At 71.2% G+C, this 21,893-nt stretch carries 18 protein-coding genes; 4 read left to right on the plus strand and 14 right to left on the minus strand.

Annotated elements, in window-relative coordinates:
- Positions 1 to 131 precede the first annotated feature (131 nt).
- The 3 genes from RM788_RS15470 to dctA all read right to left on the minus strand — a co-directional run bounded on the left by RM788_RS15470 (position 132) and on the right by dctA (position 8,044).
- Positions 132 to 1,637, minus strand: a complete 1,506-nt coding sequence (locus RM788_RS15470) for a glutamate synthase subunit beta (RefSeq protein ID WP_315932368.1) — start codon at positions 1,635 to 1,637, stop codon at positions 132 to 134.
- Positions 1,630 to 6,162 (minus strand): glutamate synthase large subunit, encoded by a 4,533-nt coding sequence (gene gltB / locus RM788_RS15475; protein ID WP_315932369.1) that lies wholly within the window; start codon positions 6,160 to 6,162, stop codon positions 1,630 to 1,632. Before gltB ends, RM788_RS15470 begins: the two co-directional genes overlap by 8 nt.
- A 496-nt stretch (positions 6,163 to 6,658) precedes the next feature.
- Entirely contained in the window at positions 6,659 to 8,044 is a 1,386-nt protein-coding gene (gene dctA / locus RM788_RS15480) for a C4-dicarboxylate transporter DctA (RefSeq protein WP_315932370.1), read from the minus strand.
- A 154-nt stretch (positions 8,045 to 8,198) separates the two neighbouring features.
- Here dctA and RM788_RS15485 point away from each other — a divergent pair, with 154 nt between their 5' ends.
- The 3 genes from RM788_RS15485 to RM788_RS15495 all read left to right on the plus strand — a co-directional run bounded on the left by RM788_RS15485 (position 8,199) and on the right by RM788_RS15495 (position 10,753).
- Positions 8,199 to 9,122, plus strand: a complete 924-nt coding sequence (locus RM788_RS15485; protein ID WP_315932371.1) for a TAXI family TRAP transporter solute-binding subunit — start codon at positions 8,199 to 8,201, stop codon at positions 9,120 to 9,122.
- An 82-nt stretch (positions 9,123 to 9,204) separates the two neighbouring features.
- Positions 9,205 to 9,786, plus strand: coding sequence for an RNA polymerase sigma factor (locus RM788_RS15490; protein WP_315932372.1), 582 nt, complete (start codon positions 9,205 to 9,207; stop codon positions 9,784 to 9,786).
- Positions 9,779 to 10,753, plus strand: coding sequence for a CU044_5270 family protein (locus tag RM788_RS15495; RefSeq protein ID WP_315932373.1), 975 nt, complete (start codon positions 9,779 to 9,781; stop codon positions 10,751 to 10,753). Before RM788_RS15490 ends, RM788_RS15495 begins: the two co-directional genes overlap by 8 nt.
- On the opposite strand, the gene RM788_RS15500 is transcribed toward RM788_RS15495, so the two are convergent.
- The 8 genes from RM788_RS15500 to RM788_RS15535 form a co-directional block, all read right to left on the minus strand.
- Complete coding sequence (locus RM788_RS15500) at positions 10,741 to 12,144, minus strand: sensor histidine kinase (protein WP_315932374.1); 1,404 nt, start codon at positions 12,142 to 12,144, stop codon at positions 10,741 to 10,743. The two genes, RM788_RS15495 and RM788_RS15500, sit on opposite strands and share 13 nt — an antisense overlap.
- Positions 12,144 to 12,809, minus strand: coding sequence for a response regulator transcription factor (locus tag RM788_RS15505; protein ID WP_315932375.1), 666 nt, complete (start codon positions 12,807 to 12,809; stop codon positions 12,144 to 12,146). Before RM788_RS15505 ends, RM788_RS15500 begins: the two co-directional genes overlap by 1 nt.
- 352 nt (positions 12,810 to 13,161) lie before the next feature.
- Complete coding sequence (lgt, locus tag RM788_RS15510; RefSeq protein ID WP_315932376.1) at positions 13,162 to 14,211, minus strand: prolipoprotein diacylglyceryl transferase; 1,050 nt, start codon at positions 14,209 to 14,211, stop codon at positions 13,162 to 13,164.
- Between the two features lie 265 nt (positions 14,212 to 14,476).
- Positions 14,477 to 15,268, minus strand: coding sequence for a tryptophan synthase subunit alpha (gene trpA, locus RM788_RS15515; protein WP_315932377.1), 792 nt, complete (start codon positions 15,266 to 15,268; stop codon positions 14,477 to 14,479).
- Positions 15,265 to 16,515: a tryptophan synthase subunit beta gene (trpB, locus tag RM788_RS15520; protein ID WP_315932378.1), complete on the minus strand. Its 1,251-nt coding sequence runs from the start codon at positions 16,513 to 16,515 to the stop codon at positions 15,265 to 15,267. Before trpB ends, trpA begins: the two co-directional genes overlap by 4 nt.
- A gap of 16 nt (positions 16,516 to 16,531) precedes the next feature.
- Complete coding sequence (gene trpC / locus RM788_RS15525) at positions 16,532 to 17,341, minus strand: indole-3-glycerol phosphate synthase TrpC (protein ID WP_315932379.1); 810 nt, start codon at positions 17,339 to 17,341, stop codon at positions 16,532 to 16,534.
- 232 nt (positions 17,342 to 17,573) lie between these two features.
- Complete coding sequence (locus RM788_RS15530) at positions 17,574 to 18,050, minus strand: Trp biosynthesis-associated membrane protein (protein WP_315932380.1); 477 nt, start codon at positions 18,048 to 18,050, stop codon at positions 17,574 to 17,576.
- A gap of 13 nt (positions 18,051 to 18,063) precedes the next feature.
- A complete protein-coding gene (locus tag RM788_RS15535; protein WP_315932381.1) occupies positions 18,064 to 19,611 on the minus strand; it encodes an anthranilate synthase component I in 1,548 nt (515 codons plus the stop codon).
- Between the two features lie 133 nt (positions 19,612 to 19,744).
- Between RM788_RS15535 and RM788_RS15540 the strand changes: the two genes are divergently transcribed.
- On the plus strand, positions 19,745 to 20,353 hold the full coding sequence (locus RM788_RS15540) for a TetR/AcrR family transcriptional regulator (protein ID WP_315932382.1): 609 nt from the start codon (positions 19,745 to 19,747) through the stop codon (positions 20,351 to 20,353).
- On the opposite strand, the gene hisI is transcribed toward RM788_RS15540, so the two are convergent.
- The 3 genes from hisI to hisF are packed head-to-tail and all read right to left on the minus strand — an operon-like array spanning position 20,343 to position 21,888.
- Entirely contained in the window at positions 20,343 to 20,729 is a 387-nt protein-coding gene (gene hisI, locus RM788_RS15545) for a phosphoribosyl-AMP cyclohydrolase (RefSeq protein WP_315932383.1), read from the minus strand. The genes RM788_RS15540 and hisI overlap by 11 nt on opposite strands.
- Complete coding sequence (locus tag RM788_RS15550; protein ID WP_315932384.1) at positions 20,726 to 21,115, minus strand: hypothetical protein; 390 nt, start codon at positions 21,113 to 21,115, stop codon at positions 20,726 to 20,728. Before RM788_RS15550 ends, hisI begins: the two co-directional genes overlap by 4 nt.
- Entirely contained in the window at positions 21,115 to 21,888 is a 774-nt protein-coding gene (hisF, locus tag RM788_RS15555) for an imidazole glycerol phosphate synthase subunit HisF (RefSeq protein WP_315932385.1), read from the minus strand. The genes RM788_RS15550 and hisF overlap by 1 nt, the downstream gene beginning before the upstream one ends.
- Positions 21,889 to 21,893 lie beyond the last annotated feature (5 nt).

A 21,893-nucleotide genomic window follows, 5' to 3' on the forward strand; every position in this document is an offset into this window, starting at 1 on the left:
CGCGCCGGGTGTTGCACCACGACGTGAATCCGTCGACCGGACGTCGTCGGGCGGCCGGGAATGACGGCCCGCGACTCCGGGAGGAATGGCGTTGTCCGGTCACGACTCCGTTGTCGTGACCGGACAACGGGTCACACGACCGCCAGCGGGATCAGGTTCGGGACCACCGGCGACGGCAGGTCGGAGGAGCCGGTGAGGAAGCGGTCGACGGCGTTCGCCACCGAGCGGCCCTCGGCGATCGCCCACACGACCAGCGAGGCGCCGCGGTGGGCGTCCCCGCACACGAACACGCCGGGCGCGGTGGTCTGCCAGTCGGCGCCGCACGAGATCGTGCCGCGCGGGGTGAGCGCGATGTCCAGGTCGTCCAGCAGCCTCATGTGCTCGACGCCCTCGAAGCCGATGGCCAGCAGCACCATGTCGGCGGGCAGGACCTCGATCTCCTCGGACATCGGGACCACCTGGCGGCGACCGTCGGCGTCCTTCTCGACCCGGACCTTGCGCAGCTTGATCTCGCGGACGTGGCCTTCGGCGTCGCCCTCGAAGCTCTCCACCGCGACGGCGAACTTCCGTTCGCCCGCCTCCTCGTGGGCCGCGTAGGTACGCAGGATCCACGGCCACACCGGCCACGGGGAGCGCGCGTCGTCGCGCTGCGCGGGCGGCATGGGGTACTGGTCGAGCTGGAGCACGGACGCCGCGCCTTCGCGGACGGCCGTCCCGAAGCAGTCGGCGCCGGTGTCGCCGCCGCCGATGATCACCACGTGCTTGCCCGCGGCGGACAGCGGTGACGGGCCGTCGCCCTCGACGGCCCGGTTGGCGGGCACGAGGTGGTCCATGGCGAGGTGGACGCCCGCGAGGCCGCGGCCCGGCGTGGTCGTGTCGTCGCGGCCGCGCAGGGCGCCGACGGCGAGCACGACGGCGTCGAACTTGGCGCGCAACTGCTCCACGGTGAGGTCCACGCCGACCTCGACGCCGGTGACGAACTTGGTGCCCTCCTTGCGGAGCTGCGCCAGCCGCCGGTCGAGGACCTTCTTCTCCATCTTGAACTCGGGGATGCCGTAGCGCAGCAGGCCGCCGAGGCGGTCGTCGCGCTCGAACACCGTGACGTGGTGGCCCGCGCGGGTCAGCTGCTGCGCGGCGGCCAGACCGGCCGGGCCGGAGCCGACGACGGCGACCTTGCGGCCGGAGGAGACCGTGGACTGGCTGGCGCGCACCAGTCCCTGCTCCCACGACACGTCGGCGATGGCCTGCTCGACGCGCTTGATCGCGACCGCTCCCCCGGCGTCCGGGGTGATCGCCAGCACGCACGCCGCCTCGCACGGCGCGGGGCACAGCCGCCCGGTGAACTCCGGGAAGTTGTTGGTGGCGTGCAGGCGGTCCGAGGCCAGTTCCCAGTCGCCGCGGCGGACCAGGTCGTTCCACTCCGGGATCAGGTTGCCCAGCGGGCAACCGGCGGAACCGGAGTGGCAGAACGGGATGCCGCAGTCCATGCAGCGCCCGGCCTGGGTGCGGACCTGCTTCTCGCGCACCTCGGGTTCGAGGTCCAGGTAGACCTCGCGCCAGTCCTCGACGCGCTCGGTCGCCGGGCGCTTCTTCGCGTCGGCGCGGTCGTTCTTCAGAAAACCGTGCGGGTCAGCCACGGGAGGCCTCCATGATCGCCGTGTCGACGTCCCTGCCCTCCGCGCGGGCGAGCCTCATCGCTTCGAGCACGCGCTGGTAGTCGCGGGGCATGACCTTGGTGAACGCGGCGGAACGCCGGGGCCAGTCGCCGAGCAGCGACGCGGCCACCGCCGAACCGGTGAGCTGGTGGTGCCGGGTGACGGTCTCCTTGAGCCAGCGGAGGTCGTCCGGTGACGGGCGCTGCAACTCGACCATCGCCTTGTTCACGTTGGCGGGGTCGAGATCCAGCAGGTAGGCGATGCCGCCGGACATGCCCGCGGCGAGGTTGCGGCCGGTCGGGCCGAGCACCACCGCGCGGCCGCCGGTCATGTACTCGAACGCGTGGTCGCCCACGCCCTCGGCCACCGCGATCGCACCCGAGTTGCGGACGCAGAAGCGCTCGCCGACCCGGCCGCGCAGGAAGATCTCCCCGCTGGTCGCGCCGTAGCCGATCACGTTGCCCGCGATCACCTGCTGCTCGGCGGCGAACGCCGAGTCCTCGTGCGGGCGCACCACGATCCGGCCGCCGGACAGGCCCTTGCCGACGTAGTCGTTGGCGTCGCCGACCATCTCCAGCGTGATGCCGGCGGGCAGGAACGCGCCGAGCGACTGGCCCGCGGACCCGGTGAGCCGGACGTGGATCGTGTCGTCGGGCAGGCCGTCGCCGCCGAAGCGGCGGGTGACCTCCGCGCCGAGCAGCGTGCCGACGGTGCGGTTCACGTTGCGCACCGGCAGTTCCAGCCGCACCGGGATGGCGTCCTCGAGCGCGCCCTCGGCGAGCTGGAGCAGCGTGCGGTCCAGGGCGTGGGCGAGGCCGTGGTCCTGGTCGCGGACGCGGCGCCTCGCCGACGGGTAGCGGGTCTCGGGCACGGCGAACACCGGCGACAAGTCCAGCCCGGAGGCCTTCCAGTGTTCCATGGCGGGGTCGGTGTTCAGCAGCTCGGCGTGGCCCACGGCCTCGTCGATCGTGCGGAAACCCAGTGCCGCCAGGTGTTCCCTGACCTCCTGCGCGACGAACTCGAAGAAGTTCACCACGTGGTCGGCCTGGCCGGTGTAGCGCGCGCGGAGCACCGGGTTCTGCGTGGCGACGCCGACCGGGCAGGTGTCGAGGTGGCAGACGCGCATCATCACGCAGCCCGCGACGATCAGCGGCGCGGTGGCGAAGCCGAACTCCTCGGCGCCGAGCAGCGCGGCCACCACGACGTCGCGGCCGGTGCGCAGCGCGCCGTCGACCTGGACCGTGATGCGGTCGCGCAAACCGTTGAGCAGCAACGTCTGCTGCGTCTCGGCGAGCCCGATCTCCCACGGCGTACCGGCGTGCTTGAGCGAGTTGAGCGGGGACGCGCCGGTGCCGCCGTCGTGGCCGGAGATCAGCACGACGTCCGCGTGCGCCTTCGCCACGCCCGTCGCGACCGTGCCCACGCCGATCTCGCTGACCAGCTTCACGTGCACGCGGGCCTGCTCGTTGGCGTTCTTCAGGTCGTGGATGAGCTGGGCCAGGTCCTCGATGGAGTAGATGTCGTGGTGCGGCGGCGGCGAGATGAGGCCGACGCCCGGCGTGGAGTGCCGGGTGCGCGCGATCCATGGGTACACCTTGTAGCCGGGCAGCTGCCCGCCCTCGCCGGGCTTCGCGCCCTGCGCCATCTTGATCTGGATGTCGGTGCCGTTGACCAGGTACTCGCTGGTCACGCCGAACCGGCCGGACGCGACCTGCTTGACCGCCGAGCGCCGCTCGGGGTCGTAGAGGCGTTCGCGGTCCTCGCCGCCCTCGCCGCTGTTGGACCGACCGCCCAGCCGGTTCATCGCGATGGCCAGGGTCTCGTGCGCCTCGGCCGAGATGGAGCCGTAGGACATGGCACCGGTGTTGAAGCGCTTGACGATGGAGGAGACCGGCTCGACCTCGTCGATCGGCACCGGGGTGCGGCCCTGCGTGAGCAGCTCGAACAGGCCGCGCAGCGTGCCGCCCTCGCGGGCCAGCCGCTCGACCTCCTCGGTGTACTGCCGGTAGACCTCGGTCTTGCGGGTCTTCGTGGCGTGCTGGAGCAGGAACACCGTCTCCGGGGAGAACAGGTGCAGCTCGCCCTCGCGGCGGTAGGAGTACTCGCCGCCGACCTCCAGGCGCCGGTGCGAGCGGTCGGTCGGGTTGTCCGGGAACGCCCGGCGGTGCCGGATCGCGACCTCCTCGGCGAGCACGTCGAGGCCGACGCCGCCGAGCTTGGACACCGTGCCGGTGAAGTACTCGTTGAGCAGGTCGTGCGCCAGGCCCATGGCCTCGAAGACCTGCGCCGCGGTGTAGGCGCCGACGGTGGAGATGCCCATCTTGGACATGATCTTCAGGACGCCCTTGACCAGCGCGCCCACGTACTGGCGCACGGCCTTGCGCGGCTCGATGCCGGTGATCGCGCCCTGGTTGACCAGGTCCTCGATCGTCTCGAACGCCAGGTACGGGTTGACCGCCGCGGCGCCGTAGCTCAGCAGGGCCGCGATGTGGTGCACCTCGCGGGCGTCGCCGGACTCGACGACGAGCGCGACGCGCAGCCGCTCCTTGGTGCGCACCAGGTGGTGGTGCACCGCGGAGACCAGCAGCAGCGACGGGATCGGCGCCATCCGGTGGTCGGAGTCGCGGTCGGACAGCACCAGCGTGCGGGCGCCGTTCGCGATGGCCTCCGACGCCTCGCGGCGCACCCGCTCGACGGCCGCGGCGAGCTCATCGCCACCACCGTCCACCTTGTACAGTCCGGAAAGGACGGTGCACGCGAAGCCGGGCAGGTCGCCGTCGTCGTTGATGTGGATGAGCTTGGCCAGCTCGTCGTTGTCGATGACGGGGTAGTCGAGCTGGATGTGCCTGCACGACACCGGGGACGGCCCGAGCAGGTTCTGCTCGGGCCCCATCACGCGCGACACCGACGTGACGATCTCCTCGCGGATCGCGTCCAGCGGCGGGTTCGTTACCTGGGCGAAGTTCTGCACGAAGTAGTCGTAGAGCAGCCGGGACCGCTTCGACAGCGCGGCCACGGGGGTGTCGGTGCCCATCGAGCCCAGCGGCTCCATGCCGCCGACCGTCATGGGCGCCAGCAGGATGCGCAGCTCCTCCTCGGTGTAGCCGAAGGTGAGCTGGCGGCGCACGACGGACTCGTGGCTCTGCACGACGTGCTCGCGGTCGGCGAGGTCGTCGAGCTGGAGCAGGCCCGCGTGCAGCCACTCCTCGTACGGGTGGTCGTCGGCGAGCCCGGCCTTGATCTCGGCGTCGTCGACGATCCGGCCCGCCTCGGTGTCCACCAGGAACATGCGGCCCGGCTGGAGGCGGCCCTTGGCCACGACCTGGCTCGGCGGCACGTCCAGCACGCCGGTCTCGCTGGCCAGCACGACCCTGCCGTCGGCGGTCTGCCACCAGCGGGCCGGGCGCAGGCCGTTGCGGTCCAGGACCGCGCCGACCAGCGAGCCGTCGGTGAACGTGACGCAGGCGGGGCCGTCCCACGGCTCCATCAGGCTGGCGTGGAACTGGTAGAACGCCCGCTGCGCGGGCTTCATCGTGGCGTGGTTCTCCCAGGCCTCGGGGATCATCATCATCACCGCGTGCGGCAGCGACCGGCCGCCCAGGTGCAGCAGCTCCAGGACCTCGTCCATCGACGCCGAGTCCGAACCCTCGGCGTCGCAGATCGGGAACAGCCTAGTCAGGTCGCCGGGGATCAGGTCGGAGCGGAGCAGCGCCTCGCGGGCGCGCATCCGGTTCCGGTTGCCGCGGACGGTGTTGATCTCGCCGTTGTGCGCCACGTACCGGAACGGGTGCGCGAGCGGCCACGACGGGAACGTGTTGGTGGAGAAGCGCGAGTGCACCAGCGCGATGGCGGAGGCGAGCCGCTCGTCGCGCAGGTCCGGGAAGAACGCGGGCAGCTGCCCGGTCGTGAGCATGCCCTTGTAGACCAGGGTGCGCGCGGACAGCGACGGGAAGTACGTGCCGACGTTCGCGTGCTCGACCCGCTTGCGCAGGCCGAAGGTCAACCGGTCCAGTTCGACGCCCTCGACGGCCGCGTCGTCGGCCGAGGCCACGAACAGCATCGCGAAGTGCGGGACCACCGACAGCGCGGTCGGACCGACGTCGGCGGCCACCGGGTCGACCGGCACGTCGCGCCAGCCCAGGACCACGAGGCCCTCCTCGGCGGCGATCCGCTCGGCCGTGTCCACGGCCTTGGCGCGCTCGTCGGCGTCCAGGGGCAGGAACGCCACCCCCGCCGCGTAGCTCCCGCGCGCCGGCAGGTCGAAGTCGACCACCGCGCGGAGGAACTCGTCGGGGAGCTGGAGCAGGATGCCCGCACCGTCACCGCTGGTCGGCTCGGCACCCGCGGCGCCCCGGTGTTCGAGGTTGGCCAACGCGGTGAGCGCGTCGACCACGATTCCGTGCGAACGCCGACCCTGGATGTCGGCCACCATCGCCACACCGCAAGCGTCGCGCTCCGCAGTGGGGTCGTAGAGGCCCTGAGGGGCCGGGATGGCGGAGAAGATCACAGCGCAGACCTCCTTCGTCGTCCTGTGAAGAACGATGTCCTCGTGCTCAGACCTGGGATGACGGTCTCTGGGCACGGGACGACGATGGCCCGCGTGTTGACGCGACCTTAACAGCCGCGAAACCTGGAATCACCCTCCGATGGATGGTGTTGCCCATGATCGCGTAACGATTCGGGCTGTCGGGACGACAAGGCGCAATCGGTTACAACCGGGCAGCATATCCGAGCACGTTCGCACCCGCGCGGCGATGAGAGCTTGACAACACCAGGTCCACCACCGGTTCCCGCGGCTCCAGCGCTGGTGGCGGGGCATACGCCCTGGTTAGCGGGCGGTAACAGGACCAGTCGTTCCGGTGGTGGCGCGCAGTCGCGGAGCCGTCCACCCCGCAACGCCGCCAGAGCCGCCCGAAGGCGGCCCTGGCGGGTCGGGAAGGCGGGCCCCGACACCGCGCGCTGCGTGGGGGGTGTGCGCGGCGGCGGGACCCGCGGCCGGTGGTCTAGTGGGCGCCCGCCGGGACGGTGTCGCGCCTGCCGTCGCCGTCGGGGACGTCGTCACCGGCGTGCTGCTGGTCGATGAGGTGGTCGACGTCCACGAGCGACGGGTTGTCGAGCACCTCCCGCAGCCGGTCGCGGTCGAGCTGGTTCTGCCAGCGGGCGATCACGAGGGTGCCGACGCCGTTGCCGATGACGTTCGTGATCGCCCGCGCCTCGGACATGAACCGGTCGATGCCGACGATGAGCGCGATGCCGACCGCGGGGATGGCGCTGTTCGCCTCGAACGCCTGGAGGGAGGCGGCGAGGGTCACCAGGCCCGCGCCCGTGACGCCCGCCGCGCCCTTGCTGGCGAGCAGCATGAACAGCAGCAGGCCGATCTGGGTGCCGATGCTGACATCGGTGCCGGTGGCCTGGGCGATGAACAGCGCGCCCATCGTCAGGTAGATGCACGTGCCGTCGAGGTTGAACGAGTAGCCGGTCGGGATGGTCAGGCCGACCACGGACTTCTCCGCGCCCGCCGCCTCCAGCTTGACCAGCATCCGCGGCAGGACCGTCTCGCTGGAGGACGTGCCGAGCACGATCAGCAGCTCGTCCTTGATGTAGCGCAGGAACTTGAGGATGTTGAACCCGGCGTAGTACGAGACGCCGCCGAGCACCAGGAAGACGAACAGCACGCAGGTGACGTAGAACGACCCCATCAGCCAGGCGAGCTTGCCCAGGATGCTGCCGCCGAACTTGCCGATCGTGTAGGCGATGCCGCCGAACGCGCCGATCGGCGCCGCGTACATGACGATCTTGATGACGCCGAACATGACCTTGGCGAACGTGTCGAGCGCGGACACGACCTTGGCGCCGCGCGCCCCCATGCCCGCCACGGCGACGGCGACCAGGACGGCGATCACGAGCACCTGGATCAGCTGGCCGTCGGTGAAGGCGCTGACGAACGACTTCGGCACCAGGCTCAGCACGAACCCGGTTATGCCGGTGTCGGCGCTGGACGCGTCCTGGAGGGTCTTCTCGGCGACGCTGTCCTTGATCGGGATGGTGGCGCCGTGGTGGCCGGGCTGGACCACGTTCACGACGACGAGGCCGATGACGAGGGCCACCAGCGTCATGGCGGTGAAGTAGAGGATCGTGCGGAGCGCGAGCCCACCCGCCTTGGCGAGGTTGCCGAGCCCGGCGATGCCCACGACGATGGTGCAGAAGATCGTCGGCGCGATGACGACCTTCACCAGCGCCACGAACAGGTCGGCGAGCCACTTCATCCCGCTGGCCTGCACCGGGAACGCGTAGCCGACGACCACGCCGAGGACGATCGAGACCAGCACCCAGAAGTACAGGTGCCGGTAGAGCGGCTTGCGCGCCGCTGCGGGCGGACTGGCGGCCACGTCGCCTCCAATGGTGGGGGTGGGAAGAGTTGGTTCGTGATCCTGGGCACAGGTGTCCCGCGCGACAAGGAACACGGCGGAAACTTGGGATCCACCTGACGTAACAAGTCCGCCACGCGCGGTTCACGCGGCCGGACGGCGTACCCTCCGTCTCGTGTCGCTCAGCCGTCGCACGGTGCTGCTGGCCGCTCTCGCGGCGGGCGTCCCGATGGCCGCGTGCACGTCCACGGCCACCCCGGAGCTCGCCGAACTGGTCCTCGCCACCGGCCCGGACGGCGCGGTGTTCCGCGAGGTAGGCGCGGCGCTGGCGGCGGCGCTGGCCGACCAGCTGCCCGACACCCGCGTGGTCGCCAGGCCCAGCAGCGCGTCCGTGGAGAACCTGCGGCTGCTCAAGGAGGGCGGGGCGCAGCTCGGACTGTCCTCTTTGGACTCGGTGGCCGACCTGCCGACCCTGGACGGCATCAGCGCCATCGGCAGGCTCTACGACAGCTTCCTGCACCTGGTCGTCCCGGAGTCGTCGCCGATCAGGGCGTTCGCCGACCTCGCGGGCCGCCGCGTCTCCTTCGGCCCGGTCGAGTCCGGCACCGAGTTCACCGCCATGCGCCTGTTCCGGCTGCTCGGGGTGAAGGCGGACGACGTCCGGATGGCCCACTCCGAATCCGCCCGGCAGCTGGAAGCCGGGACGATCGAGGCGTTCCTGGCCCTCACCGGCATCCCCACCCCGGCGATCAGCGGGCTGGTCGGCGGGTTCCCGATCCGCCTGGTGCCGCTGGCCGACCAGGCCGTCGCGCTGGCCAACGCCTTCCAGGGCCCCTACGTCCCGGTCACCATCCCGGCCACGACCTACGGCGACCTCGGCCCGTGCCAGACCGTGTCCGTCCCGAACCTCCTGCTGGCCTCCACGTCGCTGGCCGACGACGTGGTGGAGGTGGTGACCAGGACGGTGTTCACCGAGTCCGAGCGCATCGTCGCGGGCCACCCGGAGGCAAGCCGGATCAACGTCCGCACCGGCATCGCCACCGGCGGCGTCCCCCTGCACCCCGGCGCCGAGCGCTGGTTCAGGTCGGTCAAGCGCTGAGGTTCCACCGGTCGCGGTGCGGCCGTGAACTCGTTCCGGGCGTTCTGCGGATAACGGGGTGAACCCAGTCCGAAAGGCGACCATGACACCAACCGACGCCGAACTCATCGAGCGGTCGTGGCATGAACCGGAGCACTTCGCCACGATCTTCGACCGGCACGCTCCGCACATCCAGCGGTACCTGGCTCGACGGCTCGGCGGGGAAGCGGCCGACGACCTGGTCGCGGAGACCTTCTTGGCCGCGTTCGCCAAGCGGAAGAGCTACGACGGCGGCCGTCCGGACGCCAGGCCGTGGCTGTACGGGATCGCCACCCACGTGGTCGGGCAGCACCGCCGCACCGAGGTGCGGCGGTACCGGCTGCGGGAGGCGATCGCCCCCGCGCCCGCCGAGGCCTGCCACGCGGACCGGGTCGCCGCCGACGTGACGGCCCAGTCCCTGCGCGCGTCGCTGGCGAGCGCCCTGGCGAGCCTGGCGACACCGGACCGGGACGTGCTGCTGCTGATCGCGTGGGAGCAGCTCACCTACGACGAGGTCGCGTCGGCGCTGAAGATCCCGGTCGGCACCGTGCGCTCCCGACTCAACCGCGCCCGCCGGAAGGTCCGGGAAGTCCTGGGGGCGCAGGACCACAACACCGTTCTCGAGGAGCTGCTGAGCAATGGATGACCTGACCTTCGTGCGTGAACTGGGCGACGAGACGCCCCTGCCGAACCGCGCCGACCTGGCGCCCGCCCGCGATCGGCTGCTCGCGGGGATGACCGAACCCGCTCCCGTGCGCCTGCTGCGACGCCGGTCCCGGTTCGCCCTCGTCGGGGGAACCGCCGTCGGGCTCGCGGCCGCCGTCGCCGCGGTGATCACGCTGGCGCCCGTGGGCGACCTCACCACGGGCGACACCACCGCGGTCGCCCAGGGGACGCCGACCGCGATCCAGGTCCTGCGCCTCGCCGCGGAGAGGACGCTGTCCCAGCCCGAGGTCGTGCCCCGTCCCGACCAGTACGTCTACACGCTGACCGAGGGCGACTGGGGCAAGGAGGAGTTCTGGCAGGCGGTCGACGGGACGCGGGACGCGTTTCAGATCATGCCGGACCAGACCAGGGTGGTGTGGGACTGCAATGGTGGACACTCCGAGCTGAAGGAGGGTGGCTACGACATCTCGGTACCGGTCCCTGGTGTGCCCGAGCCGGACTGCAATCGGCACATCGGCTACCGGACCGACCTGCCGACGAACGCCGACGACATGCTCGCCTACCTGAACCGGCAAACCGGCGAACTGCCCGACGACGACACCATCGTCACGAACGTGGGCGTGACCATCCGGGGCGCGGCCGTGGGCGGCCTGATGTCGCATTCCCTCCTGCCGGCCGCGACGCGCGCCGCGCTGTTCGAGGCGGCGTCGCGGCTTCCCGGTCTGACGGTCGTGCCGAACGCCGTGGACGGGTCGGGCAGGCCGGGCGTCGGCATCACCTGGCCGATGCCGGAACTCAAGGGCACTCTTCCGCCCGGCATGACCTTGGAAGGCCCGAAGGAGCCGGTCGTTCTGGTGTTCGACGCGAACACCTACGAGTACCTCGGCACCAACACCAGCGCCGTGGTCAAGATGTCCATCGTGGACCACACGGATCAGCGCCCCTGATCCACACCGTGGCGGGTGTCGGCGACACCCGCCGCGGTGTTCAGGCGGATCACCGCGTCCACGCCGTGCGGCTTCGCGGAGTCCAAGCGGAACTCACCACCGGCCGAGGCGACCAGCTCGGCGCAGATCGACAGGCCGAGGCCGGTGCCCGCGACGTTCTGGTGCTTGGGGGCCCGCCAGAACCGCCGCACCGCCTCGGCCCGCTCGTCTTCGGCGAGTCCACCGCCGTCGTCGGCCACGTGCAGCTCGACCCACGGGCCCGCCGGAAGCGCCGAGATCGTCACGGACGTACCGCCGGACAGCTTGACCGCGTTGCCGACCAGTTCGTCGAGCACGCTGCCCAGGCCACCCGGTGGCGCCAGCACGGTCAGCTCGGCGGGCACCTCGACCCGCAGGGTCATCCCGGCCTGCCCGGCCACCGCGCGCCACCCGGACACGTGGGTCGCAAGCAGGGCGTCCACCTCGACCGGCTCGGCGGCGGAAGCGCTGTCGAGCCGGGTCGCGGCCAGCAGGGCGTCGAGCACGCGCCCCATCTCCTCGGCCTCGTCGACCGCGATCCGCTGCGCCTCCAAGCCTTCACCGGACACGTGCGGCGCGAGGTTGTCGACAGCCAGCCGGAGACTCGCCAGCGGGTTGCGCAGCTGGTGGGAGGCGTCCGACACGAACGCCCGCTGCCGGCGCAGGGCCCGACTGACGACGTCGACCATGGTGTTGAACGACCGCGCCAGCCGCCGCAGCTCAGGCGGCCCCCCGACCTCGTCGGCCCGCGTGTCCAAACGGCCTCCCGCGACGGCGGCCGTGGCCTCGTCCAGCCGCCGCACCGGGCGCAGCACCCACCGCGACATCGGCCACGCCACCAGCACCACGCCCATCATCGGGATCAGACCGACCAGCCCCAGCAGCCCCCACTGCCGCAACACCGATGCCCGCAACCGGTCCGTCGGCGACACCGTCACCACCGCGGCCACCACCTCGCTGTCCCGGCCGACCGGTTCGACCACCACCAGCGACACGTCCTCCCACGGCCACACCGTCTGGTCGGTGTCACCGCGGAACCCGCCGAACGCCGCCCGCAGCCCCGCCGCGATCGCGGGCGACGTCAACTCGACCTCCGGCCGCGAACTGGCGACGACCCGGTTGTCCGTCGCGACCAGCGCGACCTGCACCCCGTACAGCTCGTCGTACCGCTCCAGCTCACCCCGCAACGCCGTCAGCCTCCCCGAGGCCAGCGCGTTCTCCGCGAGCGACGCGAACCGGCTGGCATCGCCGAGCCGGTCCAGGTAGGTCTCCTGCGTCTCCTGCTGCACCACCGCGAACGCCAGCGGCACGCCGAGCGCCGCCACCAGGGCGACGAGCAGCGGCACGATGAGGATCAGCAGCCGACGGAGCATCAGGCCTCGGTCACCCGGTAGCCGACACCCCGGATCGTCTCGATCCGGACGCCGTCGCCGAGCTTGCCGCGAAGGGCTGCGATGTGGGTGTCGAGGGTGCGCGAGGGGGCTTCCCAGTGCGACTGCCAGACCTGGTCGACGATCAGGTCGCGACTGACCACGGCGCCCGCCCGGCCCACCAGCAGGGCGAGGAGGTCGAATTCCTTGCGGGTCAAGGACATCGGGACGTCCCGAAGGGTGACGGTCCTGGTCGACGCGTCGAGCACCAAGGGGCCGAGTGCCATCGAGCGGGATGACTCGTTGGACGCCCGTGCGGTGCGGGTGCGCCGGAGGACGGCTTCTATGCGGGCCAGGAGTTCGGCCGTGCCGAAGGGTTTGACGACGTAGTCGTCGGCGCCGGCTCGCAGACCCAGGACGCGTTCGCGTTCCTCGCCCCTGGCGGTGACGGTGATGACCGCGACGGCTTGGCGACGGCGCAGTTCACGGAGGACGTCGAGGCCGTCGCCGTCGGGGAGGCCCAGGTCGAGGAGGACCACGTCGGCGGGCGGCGCGGCGAGGGCGGCAGCGGCAGTGCCGACCCGGTGGACCTCGTAGCCGGCGTGCCGCAAAGCGGTGAGCAGCCCTCGAGCCACCCGGTCGTCATCTTCGACGACGAGGATGCGCATGGCGAGATGGTAGGCGGAGTGGGGGTGGTGGGCCGCCGCGCTAGACCGGGTCTGATTGTCAGCAGCTCAAAACTGGGCAGCGGTGCCCAAGGTCTCCGGGTGCGGCCGATTTGACTTGGGGCCCCTCTTTTTGGCCCTGCGGGCCCAAAAGGGGCAGGGGTGAAAAGCCTGCCCGCTGAGCAAGCGTAGGGCCAAAAACCCCAAGTCAAATCGGCCGCACAAGGTGCGGGCGCGCTCGGTTCCCTGGTCAACCAGCCAGTTTGATCGGCTGCGGCCAATCGGTGCGTCTGCTCGGCTTTGTGATCAGTCGGCGCGTTTGTTCAGCGCCGTGCTCATCCGGCCTGCTTGCTCGCTATTCCGACTTCTCCACCGATGGCTTGGTCTCCGCTGCCTTCACGGTCGGGTCGGGATCCGGTTCCGGTTTGGTGTCCGGCACCGTCACGGCTTCGGGCTCGGCTGCGACGGCTGCGTGGTCGTCCGCCTTGTCCTCGGTCTCAGCCGTGGGCTTCGGGGCGTCCAAGGCGGGGATGTGGCTGAGGTCTTCGCGGTCGCCCTTGCTCTTGGCGAGGAAGAACGCGACAACCGCGCCGATGAACACCACGACGGACACCAGGACGTTGATCCGCTGTCCGAAGACGTGCGTGGCCTCGTCGGTGCGCATCAGTTCGATCCAGAACCGGCCCGCCGTGTAGCCGGCGACGTAGAGCGCGAACACCCGGCCGTGCCCGAGGCGGAACTTGCGGTCGGCCCACACGATGAGGATGGCGACGCCGACGTTCCACAGCAGTTCGTAGAGGAACGTGGGGTGCACGATGTCGATCGGGGTGTGGTCGACCGCGACGCCCGCGAGGTCGTCCTTCAGGCCGGTGGCCGGGTCGACGCGTTCGTAGATCTCCAGGCCCCACGGCAGGGTGGTGGTTCCGCCGTACAGCTCCTGGTTGAAGTAGTTGCCCAGCCTGCCGATGGCCTGCGCGAGGACGATGCCGGGGGCCAGGGCGTCCGCCATGGCGGGCAGGGGGATGCCGCGGCGGCGGCAGGCGATCCAGGCGCCTACGGCGCCGAGGGCGATGGCGCCCCAGATGCCGAGGCCGCCCTTCCAGATGGCCAGCGCCTCCAGCGGGTTCTTGCCCTCGCCGAAGTACTTCTGGTAGTCCGTGGCCACGTGGTAGAGCCGACCGCCGACCAGGCCGAACGGCACCGCGAACACCGCGATGTCGGTGACCGCGCCCGCGGGCCCGCCGCGGGCGACGAACCGGCGCTCACCCCACCAGATCGCCACGATGATGCCCACGATGATGCAGAGGGCGTAGGCCCGAATGGGAATCGGGCCGATTTCCCAAACCCCCTGGGAGGGGCTCGGGATCGTCGCCAGGAACGCGCCGGACGCGTAGGTCGTCACCACGGCGACCACGGTAGCGGGTGCCGTGTAGGCCCTGCGTTCCGCTCTACCAGCGGAGCCCGATCGTTATCGGGGACGGCTGGTCGGGCCTCGGGGCGGATCGGTCGGTTCATGCGTCCACTGTCCGCAGGGGCACCGACAATTTCGGGGCCTCAGCCGCCATCGCGGCCGTTGTTCACCCGATCGAGCACGGAAAGCCCAGGTCACGACGACGGAACGGGCCGCCCGCACGAGGCGGAGCGGCCCGTTCCGGGTCGAGCGGAAGCGATCAGGCGGGTGCCACGGCGCTGCGCACGCCGGTGGCGAGGTCCTCCGTCAAAGCGCGCACGGCGTCCGCACCGGAGGCCGCGGCGGTCACGAACGCGGAGCCGACGATGACGCCGTCGGCGAACGCGGCCAGCTCGGCGGCCTGGGCGCCCGAGCGGACGCCGAGACCGACGCCGACGGGGATGTCGGTGTGCTCGCGCACCCGGCGGACCAGCGCCGGGGCCAGGTTCGAGACGACGTCGCGGGCACCGGTGACGCCCATGACGGACGTGGCGTAGAGGAAGCCGCGCGAAGACCTCGCGGTGAGGTCGATGCGCTCCTCGGAGGAGGAGGGCGCGACCAGGAAGGTGCGGTCCAGGTCGTGCGCCTCGGACGCGGCGATCCACTCCTCGGCCTCGTCGGGGACGAGGTCGGGCGTGATCAGGCCGAGGCCGCCTGCCGCGGCGAGGTCGCGGGCGAACCTGTCGACGCCGTAGCGCAGGATCGGGTTCCAGTACGACATGACCACGGCCCTGCCCCCGGTGGAGGCGATGGACTCGACCACGCCGAACAGGTCGCGCACGCGGAACCCGCCGCGCAGCGCCTGCTCGGCGGCGACCTGGATGGTCAGGCCGTCCATGACCGGGTCGGAGAACGGCAGGCCGACCTCGACGAGGTCGCAGCCGGAGTCGACCATCGCGCGCAGCACGTCCTTGGAGCCGTCGAGCGTCGGGTACCCGGCGGGCAGGTAGCCGATCAGGGCCGCGCGGTGCTCGGCGCGGCACTGCTCGAACATCGGGGCGAGCCTGCTCATCGGGATTCCCCTTCGACGCCGAGACCGAACCACTTGACGGCGGTGTCCATGTCCTTGTCGCCGCGGCCGGACAGGTTGACCATGATCACGGCCTCCTCGCCCAGCTCCTGGCCCAGCTTCATGGCGCCCGCGAGCGCGTGCGAGGACTCGATCGCCGGGATGATGCCCTCGGTGCGCGAGAGCAGGGCGAACGCCTCCATCGCCTCCGCGTCGGTGATCGGCCGGTACTCCGCGCGCCCGAGGTCCTTGAGGTGCGCGTGCTCCGGGCCGACACCGGGGTAGTCCAGGCCCGCCGAGATGGAGTGCGCCTCGGTGATCTGGCCGTCCTCGTCCTGCATCACGTACGACATCGCGCCGTGCAGCGAACCGGGCGTGCCCATCGTGAGCGTGGCGCCGTGCCGGTCGGTCTCGATGCCGTCGCCACCGGGCTCCAGGCCGACCAGCCGCACGGACGGGTCGTCGATGAAGCCGTGGAAGATGCCGATGGCGTTCGAGCCGCCGCCGACGCAGGCCGCGACGACGTCGGGCAGGCGGTCGATCTGCTCCAGGATCTGGGCGCGCGCCTCGATGCCGATGATCCGGTGGAAGTCGCGCACCAGCACCGGGAACGGGTGCGGCCCGGCGGCCGTGCCGAGCAGGTAGTGCGTGTCGTCGACGTTGGCGACCCAGTCGCGCAGCGCCTCGTTGATCGCGTCCTTCAACGTGCGCGAGCCGGTCTTGACCGGGATGACCTCGGCGCCGAGCAGGCGCATGCGGGCCACGTTGAGCGCCTGGCGCTCGGTGTCCACCTCGCCCATGTAGACGACGCAGTCGAGGTCCATCAGCGCGCACGCGGTCGCGGTCGCGACGCCGTGCTGGCCCGCGCCGGTCTCCGCGATCACGCGCTTCTTGCCCATGCGCTTGGTGAGCAGCGCCTGGCCCAGCACGTTGTTGATCTTGTGCGAACCGGTGTGGTTCAGGTCCTCGCGCTTGAGGAAGATCCGCGCGCCGCCCGCGTGCTTCGAGAACTTCTTCGCCTCGGTCAGCAGCGACGGGCGGCCCGCGTAGTCCTTGAGCAGGCGGGCGAACTCGTTGAGGAAGTCCGGGTCGATGCGCGCCTTCTCGTAGAAGACCGCCAGCTCGTCCACGGCCGCGATGAGCGCTTCCGGCATGTACCGGCCACCCCAGCGGCCGAAGTGGCCGCGCTCGTCCGGGTCGTGCGGTGTTGGCGCGAGCTGTCCGCTCGCACTGTGACCGGCTGGCGACATGCGCTCCTCCAGGGTTCTAGCGACTGGGCCGCGGGCAGGCGGGATGCGAGCCCGCGGTCACGAGCTTGTTGACGGCCACCTTCGGGTCGGGCGCGGTGACCAGGCCCTCGCCGACCAGGACCGCGTCCGCGCCGTGGCCCGCGTACGACATGAGGTCGCCGGGGCCGCGCACGCCGGACTCGGCGATCTTGATCGTCTCGAACGGGAGGCCCGGCGCGATGCGGCCGAACACGTCCCGGTCGATCTCGAGGGTGTGCAGGTTCCGGGCGTTGACGCCGATGACGCTCGCGCCCGCCTCCAGCGCGCGGTCGGCCTCCTCGGCCGTGTGCACCTCGACCAGCGCGGTCATGCCGAGCGACTCCACGCGGTCCATCAGCGCGATGAGCGCGTTCTGCTCCAGCGCCGCCACGATCAGCAGGACCAGGTCCGCGCCGTGCAGCCGGGCCTCGTGCACCTGGTACGGACTGACGATGAAGTCCTTGCGCAGCATGGGGATCTTCACCGCGGCGCGCACGGCGTCGAAGTCCGCGAGCGACCCGCCGAAGCGGCGCTCCTCGGTCAGCACGCTGATCACGCTCGCGCCACCGGCCTCGTAGGCCATGGCGAGGTCCGCGGGCTCCGGGATGGTCGCCAGGTCGCCCTTGGAGGGGCTGCGCCGCTTCACCTCGGCGATGACGCCGACGGCCGGCGCGCGCAGGATGGACATCACGTCCTGCGGCGGCGCGACCTTCGTGGTGCGCAGGCGCAGTTCGGGGAACGGCAGCGCCGCCTCGCGGACGGCGAGGTCCTCACGAACGCCTTCGATGATCGATTCGAGAACAGTCACCCGGACACCTCGCACTTGCTCGCCTGGCCGGTATTCGGTGCCTTGCTGCCAACTACCTCGGTCGCCGGTTCGCACACGTCACGATCCCCTTCCCGCCGCATGGATGCTAACCCCGCCGGACAATCCGACCGGCCACCGGGGTGGCGCGATCCGCCCTGCTCCACAAGGCACCCGCGCCCGCGACGTGCGCGAACGTGCGGCGCAGGCGGGTCAGCACGTCGTCAGCCACGGGTCAGCCCCGATCGGTGGGGTCGTCGCCGCGTTCGAGGGCGTGCCACAGGTCCTTGTCCGGGTCCGCGGCCTTCTTCGCCGCGGCGGGTGTCTGGTAGTTGCCGCCCAGGCGCGGCAGGGTGTGGCCGCGGAGCAGGAGCAGGACTGCCGCCGCGAGCACCAGCAGTGCTCCGAGCAGCGCCAACGCCCTGGGCGCGAGCGTTCCACCGGTCGTGGCGGCGACCCAGCCCGCGCCGAGTCCGGCGGCCAGCACGACACCGCCGAGCACCCGGCGCACCCACCCCGACAGGGCGATCACCGCGGCGACGGCGGCGGCGCAGAGCACCGCCAGCGGCACCAGCTGCGGCGCCACGTCCGCGCCGGACCTCGAGACGGTGGCGGCGGCCGCTCCCGGCCGCTGCACCGCCCCGGTGGCCCAGGTCAGTCCGGAGGCGCCCCACAGCGCGAGGGCCCCCAGCAGGAGCAGGAGGACCACCATCCACAGTGGACGTCTAGACACTCGTCGGACTCGCGGCGGGCGCCATCGTCTGGGCGGTGGCGATGGCGGCGAGCACGGCGCCCGCCTTGTTGAGGCACTCGTTGTCCTCGGACACCGGATCGGAGTCGGCCACGATCCCGCCGCCCGCCTGCACGTACGCCACGCCGTCGCGCACCAGCGCGGTGCGGATGGCGATGGCCGTGTCGGCGTCACCGGCGAAGTCGAGGTACCCGACGACGCCGCCGTACAGGCCGCGCCGGGTCGGTTCCAGCTCCTCGATCAGCTCCATCGCGCGGGGCTTCGGCGCGCCGGACAGCGTGCCCGCCGGGAAGCAGGCCGCGACCGCGTCGTAGGCCGTCCTCCCCTCGGCCAGCTCGCCGCTGACCGTGGACACGATGTGCATGACGTGGCTGTACTTCTCCACCTTGAAGAACTCGACGACCGTCACCGAACCCGGCTTGCAGACCCGGCCGAGGTCGTTGCGGCCGAGGTCGACGAGCATCAGGTGCTCGGCGCGCTCCTTCTGGTCGGAGAGGAGGTCCTTCTGCAGCAAGGCGTCCTCCTCCTCGTCCACGCCCCTCCACCGGGTGCCCGCGATCGGGTGAGTGGTGGCCTTGCCGTCGCGGACCGTCACCAGCGACTCGGGGCTGCACCCGACGATGTCGAAGCCGTCCAGCCGCAGCAGGTACATGTACGGGCTGGGGTTGGTCGTGCGCAGCACGCGGTAGATGTCGAGCGGGTCGGCGTCCGTGCGCATCTCGAACCGCTGCGAGAGCACGACCTGGAACGCCTCGCCCGCGCGGATCGCGGCCTTGGCCTTCTCGATGACCTCGTGGTGCTCCTGCGGCGAGCGGCGGCGGCGGAACTCCGGGCGCTGCCGGGTGAACACGGCCACCGTCGGCGGGGCGGGGTTCTGCAGGTCGAGCGTCATCTGCTCGATGCGGGCCACCGCGTCGTCGTACGCGGCGTCGATGTTCCGCGCCGAGTCGTCCCAGTTGATGGCGTTCGCGATGAGCGAGACGGTGCCCTCGTGGTGGTCGAGCGCGGCCAGGTCGGTGGCCAGCAGCATCACCAGTTCGGGGACCTTGAGGTCGTCCTCGGCGAGGTTCGGCAGCTTCTCCAGCCTGCGCACGGCGTCGTAGCCGATGTAGCCGACCATGCCGCCGGTGAGCGGGGGCATGCCGGGCAGCAGGTCGGTGCGCAGCACCTCGATGGTCTCGCGCAGCGCCTCGAGCGGGTCACCGCCCTCGGGCAGGCCGACCGGGCGGACGCCGGTCCAGTACGCCTCGCCGCCGTCGGCCGTCAGCGCGGCCGAGGAGCGCACGCCCACGAACGACCAGCGCGACCACGACCGGCCGTTCTCGGCGGTTTCGAGCAGGAACGTGTTCGGCCTGTCCGCGGCGAGCTTGCGGTAGAGGCCGACCGGCGTCTCCGCGTCCGCGAGCAGCCTCCGGATGACCGGGATCACCCGACGTTCGGCGGCGAGCTCGCGGAATTCCTCTCGGGTGGGGCTGATTTCTCCCAGACCCGAGCCTGCACCGACTCCGATGACGCTGACCATGGCCTCATTCTGCCGTGGAGACCTATAAAACCCCTCTTTGGCCTCCACCGGGGTCCCGTAGACACCGCAGGTCCGACCCCGACACATTTCATCGGCTGTTGAAAATTAGCCCGATCGGCGTGATGATGGTGGTGTGACCACAGCGGACGAGCCCAAGCGGCGCGGCAGGCGCGCCGGTGGAGCCGACACCAAGGCCGTCCTGCTCGACGCCGCGCGCGAGGTGTTCGTCGAGCGCGGGTACGAGGGTGCCACGGTGCGGTCCATCGCCGCCAAGGCGGGGGTCGACGCGGCCATGGTCAACCACTGGTACGGGAGCAAGGAGAACCTGTTCGCGCAGGCCGTGCTGAAGCTGCCGTTCGACCCGGTGGCGCTGGTGGAGCGGCTGCTGGACGGGCCGCCGGAGCTGACCGGCGAGCGGATCGTGCGGAACTTCCTCGGGGTGTGGGACGCGAACGGCGGGGGGCCGTTCGCGGCCCTGGTGCGGAGCGTGACCAGCCACGAGGGGGTGGCGACGGCGATGAGGGAGTTCTTCCTCAACAGCGTGTTCAGGAAGATCACCGAGGGCTTGGTGGCCGACCAGGCCGAACTGCGGGCCTCGCTGTGCGCGTCGCAGGTCATCGGCATGGGGCTGACCAGGTACGTGGTGAGGTTCGAGCCGTTCGCCTCCACCGACGTGGAGACCGTCGTCGCGGCCGTGGGGCCGAACCTCCAGCGCTACCTGACCGGCGACATCAGTCCTTGAGGTCTTCGAGGTCCTTGGGGTCCTTGGGGTCCTTGAGGTCGCCGAGCAGCACGTCGGCGTCGAAGCAGGTGCGGGCGCCGGTGTGGCAGGCCGCGCCGGTCTGGTCGACCACGAGCAGCAGCGCGTCCCCGTCGCAGTCCAGGCGCACCTCGTGCACGTACTGCGTGTGACCGGACGTGTCGCCCTTGCGCCACCGCTGCTGCCTGCTGCGGGAGAAGTACGTCGCCTGCCGGGTCGTGAGCGTCTCGTGCAGCGCGGCGTCGTCCATCCACGCCACCATCAGCACCTCGCCCGTGCCGCGCTGCTGCGCGACCGCGCACACCAGCCCGTCGGCGTTGCGCTTGAGCCTGGACGCGATCGCGGGGTCGAGCGTCACCGGGTTCCTCCCCGTTTGAGGTGCACCAGCGCGGGGGCGGTGTTCAGCAGCACCACGCCGTAGACGTGCGCGGCGGACAGGACGCCCGCGATCACGCGGGCCCACACGGGGCCGGTGTTGAGGGCGCTCAGCAGGTGCAGGAGCGCCAGCAGCAGGAAAACGATGATCGCCGTGATCCGCGCGGGCCGGAACCCGACGAACAGGCCCGCGGCGATGACGAGTTCCAGCACGGCCACGATGACCGGGAACCGCACCCAGCCCGCGTCCCCGTCGACCTGCCAGCGGATGACGCCGACGAGCAGGAACAGCAGCGCCCCGCCGCCCGCGACGAGCGACGCGATCAGCACCTCGGGCGGCACCGACGACCGCCCGGTCGGGTTGCGCATCACCGGACCACCACTCCCGCGGCGCGCAGCCCGTCCTTGACCTCCGAGATCCGCAGCTGTCCGAAGTGGAACACGCTAGCCGCCAGCACCGCGTCGGCCCCGGCCTCGACAGCGGGCGGGAAGTGCTCCACCGCCCCGGCGCCACCGCTCGCGATCAACGGCACGTCCACGACCTTCCGCACCAGCCGCAACAGCTCCAGGTCGAACCCGACCTTCGTGCCGTCGGCGTCCATGGAGTTCAGCAGGATCTCGCCGACCCCGAGTTCCTGACCCCGCGCCGCCCACTCGACGGCGTCGATCCCGGTGCCCTTGCGGCCACCATGCGTCGTCACCTCGAACCCCGACGCGGTGGGCTTCTCACCCTCGGGCACGCGACGGGCGTCGACCGACAGCACGATGCACTGCGCCCCGAACCGCTCCGACAGCTCTTTCAGCAGTTCCGGCCGCACGATCGCCGCCGTGTTCACCCCGACCTTGTCCGCGCCCGCGCGCAGCAGCTTGTCCACGTCCTCCGGGCTGCGCACGCCACCGCCGACCGTGAGCGGGATGAACACCTGCTCGGCGGTGCGGCGCACCACGTCGAAGGTGGTCTCGCGATCCGAGGAGGACGCCGTGACGTCCAGGAAGGTCAGCTCATCGGCCCCTTCGGCGTCATAGGCCCTGGCCAGCTCGACGGGGTCGCCCGCGTCGACGAGGTTGGTGAAGTTGACACCCTTCACCACCCGACCCCGGTCGACGTCAAGGCAGGGGATCACACGCACCGCGACGGACATGCCGA

Source organism: Umezawaea sp. Da 62-37, from assembly GCF_032460545.1.
Classification (GTDB): domain Bacteria; phylum Actinomycetota; class Actinomycetes; order Mycobacteriales; family Pseudonocardiaceae; genus Umezawaea.

Coding starts and splice junctions, on each gene's coding strand:
- RM788_RS15490 (WP_315932372.1), top strand. CDS start 9,205: ATGACACCAACCGACGCCGAACTCATCGAGCGGTCGTGGCATGAACCG.
- RM788_RS15495 (WP_315932373.1), top strand. CDS start 9,779: ATGGATGACCTGACCTTCGTGCGTGAACTGGGCGACGAGACGCCCCTG.
- RM788_RS15500 (WP_315932374.1), bottom strand. CDS start 12,144: ATGCTCCGTCGGCTGCTGATCCTCATCGTGCCGCTGCTCGTCGCCCTG.
- RM788_RS15505 (WP_315932375.1), bottom strand. CDS start 12,809: ATGCGCATCCTCGTCGTCGAAGATGACGACCGGGTGGCTCGAGGGCTG.
- trpA (WP_315932377.1), bottom strand. CDS start 15,268: ATGAGCAGGCTCGCCCCGATGTTCGAGCAGTGCCGCGCCGAGCACCGC.
- trpB (WP_315932378.1), bottom strand. CDS start 16,515: ATGTCGCCAGCCGGTCACAGTGCGAGCGGACAGCTCGCGCCAACACCG.
- RM788_RS15530 (WP_315932380.1), bottom strand. CDS start 18,050: ATGGTGGTCCTCCTGCTCCTGCTGGGGGCCCTCGCGCTGTGGGGCGCC.
- RM788_RS15535 (WP_315932381.1), bottom strand. CDS start 19,611: ATGGTCAGCGTCATCGGAGTCGGTGCAGGCTCGGGTCTGGGAGAAATC.
- RM788_RS15550 (WP_315932384.1), bottom strand. CDS start 21,115: ATGCGCAACCCGACCGGGCGGTCGTCGGTGCCGCCCGAGGTGCTGATC.
- hisF (WP_315932385.1), bottom strand. CDS start 21,888: ATGTCCGTCGCGGTGCGTGTGATCCCCTGCCTTGACGTCGACCGGGGT.